This window comes from bacterium, assembly GCA_024228115.1.
Classification (GTDB): Bacteria; Myxococcota_A; UBA9160; order UBA9160; family UBA6930.
In genome coordinates this window covers 1-3,715 of the sequence record JAAETT010000055.1, presented here as the reverse complement: position 1 = coordinate 3,715, position 3,715 = coordinate 1, and the positions used below count along the sequence as shown (strand labels likewise).

The window sequence follows — 3,715 nt, the reverse complement described above, 5'->3', positions numbered from 1 at the left end:
GTCAAGTCAATCCGATACCGCTTCTTCGACATACGGGCCCCATGAATCGGCCCGCGACACGGCGAGAACCGATTGGCTGCGGGGGACGCAGTGCTTAGCATGACAACACTTCCGCCTTTGGTCGATACAAGGGACTAGGGCGGGAGGCCCATCTAACGGACAAGCTCTCTGGCTTCAGGCAGCGACGGCCTTACCCGGGAACCCATCTCGGAGTGTCACTCAGGCCCGATCAGCCTGCGAAGACAGAGGTACAAGGCAGCGGTACCCCGATCAAGCCGAATCGTCCGCATTTCGATGAGGTTTCCCATGGAGCTGCAGGGAAAACGAGGTGCCGGGGCATTCCAGTGGAATCGCGGAGGCTGGTTCGGCTCGCAGGTGGGTGCGACCCTCTGGCTCGTCCTTCTCGGCGGCGTGCTCCTGGTGCAGTCACAGCCAGTGGGCGGTCTCGTAGTTCTATGTGGCGTCGTCCCCAATCTGATCGGGCTCGCCCTTTGGCGTCGTCGCCAGTCCATTTCTCCCTATGCGGCCATCCAGATCCTCATCGCGGTTTGCGGGTGCGGTGCCTTGGTCGCCATGGTTGGAATTCGGGTCATTGCCCCCCCCCAAGTCGCATCTGAAACGTCGTGGGTCTGGTTTCTTCTCATGTACCCTGGACTGATGCTCATGTTCCATCTCCAGGAGCGGGCGGCTCGCAAGGCCGCTGCCTAGCCGGCGATGGAGTTGCTCGGTCGCCGCATTTCACGATCGATCCATGCTTCCCTGCGGCTCCACACAGGTGTTTCCTTGAACATCGGCTCTAGCCCGGAAGCTGAGTTGTTGGGGGGCAGAGCGTGACCAAGGTAGGCCGAAGAAAACTCACAAGAATCGCGGCTCGAGCAGCGTTCCTCACACTCGTAGAGGTCGGGCGCCGTGGGCGGGCTCCACAGCTCTTTCGTCGTGCTCGGCTTCTGTCACTAGCCGCGGTTTCCTTTCCTCTGGTCGTTCGAGTTGCAGAGCGAATGCCGCGCACCACCCGAATGGCCCTCTCGGTTGTCGCCTACTCTTCCCCCTCTCGGAGGCTTGCGCTGCGTGCGCTTCGCATCGCGACCGTTTTCCCATTGTCGAGCCTCACAGGACATGCACTCGCAGTCTCAGCTCGTATCGGGTTGTGGTTGGCCGAACGTCGTGGAGGCCGCCACCTGGTAACGCTGTAGGTGACAGACGACAACGCGGATTGCTTCGGGTCTGGTAGCCTTCCGAGACCAACCTCGGGTGCTTCAGCGGCCTTCGAAGGTGCCTTCGTCCCCAGCTGAGCGCCCGATCCGGCGGGCGGTACGGAACCTGGGAAATGTCGGATTTCGAGTTCACATCTGTCGTCGTCTCGATCTTGATCGCTTTCGCGTTCTCAGAGGTCCTGGCCTCTTGGGGTCGCATCATCAAGAGGCGTCCTCTCGTCAAGTTATCTGGGTTGTATCTCGCAACCTCCGGCATCCTCCTGCTTGCGCTCGTCGGTCACTGGCTGGGCATGTCCAGCTATCGCGCACTCCCGGCCATTTCGCCTGCCGAAAGCCTGCTCGTGTTCTCGCCCTCATTTCTCGGTGCACTGGTCGCATTCATCCTGGCACCTGAGTTTCCCGAGTCGGGCGAAGTCGATCTCTCGGCCCACTACTTCGCGGTCGCCCCTTGGGTGTTTTCCCTCCTGGCGGTGTTCATCGTGCTGACGGTGGCATCCGACGAGGTGGTTCTGGGGCAAGCGATCTTCCCGTTCTGGGGGCAGCTTGCCAGGGCGGGAGTGCTGCTCATTCCGGCGTTCTCGAAGCGAGCCTCCGTTCATGCGGCGGTTCTCGTTGTTACCGTCCTCGCGCCGTTCATTCTCGGCGCCTTGTGAACCGCATTTCTATGGTGCAGCACGTTCCGACGTAGGGAGGAATCATGATGAAACGCCTCGCCATGGCTGCGGCGGCGATGGTGATGCTATGTGTCGCCTACGCAGCGATTCACCTTGCCATGATCGACGTCGGCAAGGACATCGTGATTCTGCACAAGATGACAGCCGACGGTACGACGAGCAGGACGCGGCTCTGGATCGTCGATGGGGCCGGGCATTCATGGTTGCACCATGGCTGGCCGGAGGCGGTTTGGATCCAGCATCTCCAAGTGGATCCCATCGTCGTCATGGATCGAGACGGAGCGGAGCATCGATTTCTCGCATCGCCCGATCCCGGATCGGACCCCGAGGTCCATAGGCTTCTTCGGGAAAAATATGGGCTCGCCGATCGGCTAGTCCGTTTCTGGTGGGGCAGTGATGCGGAGACCGGATTCTTGACAGGCGAAACGTGCAAGACTGTCCCAATTCGCCTCGTGCGCCAATGAGATCCACCACTCGCCCGATGATTCGATGGGTACTTGCTGCGCTCCTTGCATGTTCTTCCTGTGCGACCTCTCCTCTGTCGTTGGGTCTTGTATTCCCGGATTCTCCCAGCGTATCGACTGAACTCATTCAACCGGATGTGGTTGGACGGATCTGCCGCGTGTTCCCCCTCGTTCCCTACAAGGGTTGGTTGGATCACCAACTCGCCGTCCGAGCGGCACTAGCGCGTGCTCCTGGAGCGAACGCGCTAGCAGACGCCACGTTCGAGGTACTCGAGGCTCCCTTCCACAGCTGCCTCTACGCACGGGGCGACGCGGTGCGAATTCAATGAAGATCGTCATTGCCTTGATTGCGGTTGGTCTCACAGGCTGTATCACCATGGAACTGGCAACGGTTGCCCTTGTATCGGACCACCAACCTGTTGATTACGACGTTGTGGCGCCCCGAGTCAAGGGCCAGGACTGCAGCCATGGCTTCACGCCTGCCCGGTTCGACAACGCGATGCGAGATGCCCTGTACAACGCGCCTGGAGCTGACGCGCTCGCCGATGTCACTCTTTCGATCGATCGGAAGTGCTACAGGGTGGAGGGGAAGGCGGTCCGGATCAGCCCCGAATAGCCCACCATTCGGCAAGGCGACTTCTGGCCAGCGATCCTATGCCTACTTTTCGCTCTTCAGTCGTTCCTCCACCGAGTGGAGCACGGGCTCGATCGGTGTTTCGTAGGGCTCGATCACGATCAAGGTGTCCATGTAGCCGAGGCGTTCCCGGCGGAGGGGTAGGCGGGAGAGCTGCCTGCGTGCGGATCGTCGCAGCGAGATGGCCTCGACGATGCGGTAGCGGTCACCGCCGCTCGTCGTGCACGTTCCGCCCTGCAGGCCCGCATTCCGCTCGTGGTGGTCTTCATGGGCGGAGGCGCCCAGGGCCATCAGGCTGAGTGCGGCGATGGCAATCCAATGTCGGTAGCGATGTTGTCGGGTCATGATCTTCTCCTCAGCGTGCCGTCGTGTTGACGGTAGTGCCGTACTGGTTGGCCTGATTGCCCTCTACGAGACCCAGGTTCTCGCCGCACACGACGTTCACGACGCCGGTGTTTTCCTTGATCTTCAGCTTGTGGCAGCGGAAGTCCCAATCGACCTGGGAGAGGTTCGTGGCCAGCTGCTGGCGAACCTGGCCGCCGGTCACGGGAGCCGTGGCGAAGACGTGCGCCGCCGAGCCCGGGTTACCGGCTGTAGACGCTCACTCAGAAGCGTAGAAATCTGATCATTTGGCCGGGGGGCGACGCAGCCCGCCGTTCCGGATTCCGATTCAGATCTTCCGGGTCGAAAGGTCCTTGACCCAGGGCGAACGCCCTCCCGGCTCGACCG

Annotated in this window: 7 protein-coding genes; 5 read left to right on the top strand and 2 right to left on the bottom strand. The window is 61.2% G+C overall.

The features are described from left to right. The first annotated feature begins 306 nt into the window (after positions 1 to 306). From GY937_02970 to GY937_02950, 5 genes are all read left to right on the top strand, one after another. Entirely contained in the window at positions 307 to 708 is a 402-nt protein-coding gene (locus tag GY937_02970) for a hypothetical protein (protein MCP5055669.1), read from the top strand. A 619-nt stretch (positions 709 to 1,327) separates the two neighbouring features. Further along, positions 1,328 to 1,867, top strand: coding sequence for a hypothetical protein (locus GY937_02965; protein MCP5055668.1), 540 nt, complete (start codon positions 1,328 to 1,330; stop codon positions 1,865 to 1,867). 44 nt (positions 1,868 to 1,911) lie between these two features. Beyond that, positions 1,912 to 2,352 (top strand): hypothetical protein, encoded by a 441-nt coding sequence (locus GY937_02960; protein ID MCP5055667.1) that lies wholly within the window; start codon positions 1,912 to 1,914, stop codon positions 2,350 to 2,352. 80 nt (positions 2,353 to 2,432) lie between these two features. Further along, complete coding sequence (locus tag GY937_02955; GenBank protein MCP5055666.1) at positions 2,433 to 2,681, top strand: hypothetical protein; 249 nt, start codon at positions 2,433 to 2,435, stop codon at positions 2,679 to 2,681. Further along, a complete protein-coding gene (locus tag GY937_02950) occupies positions 2,678 to 2,968 on the top strand; it encodes a hypothetical protein (GenBank protein ID MCP5055665.1) in 291 nt (96 codons plus the stop codon). Before GY937_02955 ends, GY937_02950 begins: the two co-directional genes overlap by 4 nt. Positions 2,969 to 3,010: 42 nt before the next feature. Here GY937_02950 and GY937_02945 read toward each other — a convergent pair whose 3' ends face one another. Together GY937_02945 and GY937_02940 are read right to left on the bottom strand one after the other, a co-directional pair. Then, on the bottom strand, positions 3,011 to 3,331 hold the full coding sequence (locus tag GY937_02945) for a hypothetical protein (protein ID MCP5055664.1): 321 nt from the start codon (positions 3,329 to 3,331) through the stop codon (positions 3,011 to 3,013). 10 nt (positions 3,332 to 3,341) lie between these two features. Then, a complete protein-coding gene (locus tag GY937_02940; protein MCP5055663.1) occupies positions 3,342 to 3,533 on the bottom strand; it encodes a hypothetical protein in 192 nt (63 codons plus the stop codon). Positions 3,534 to 3,715 lie beyond the last annotated feature (182 nt).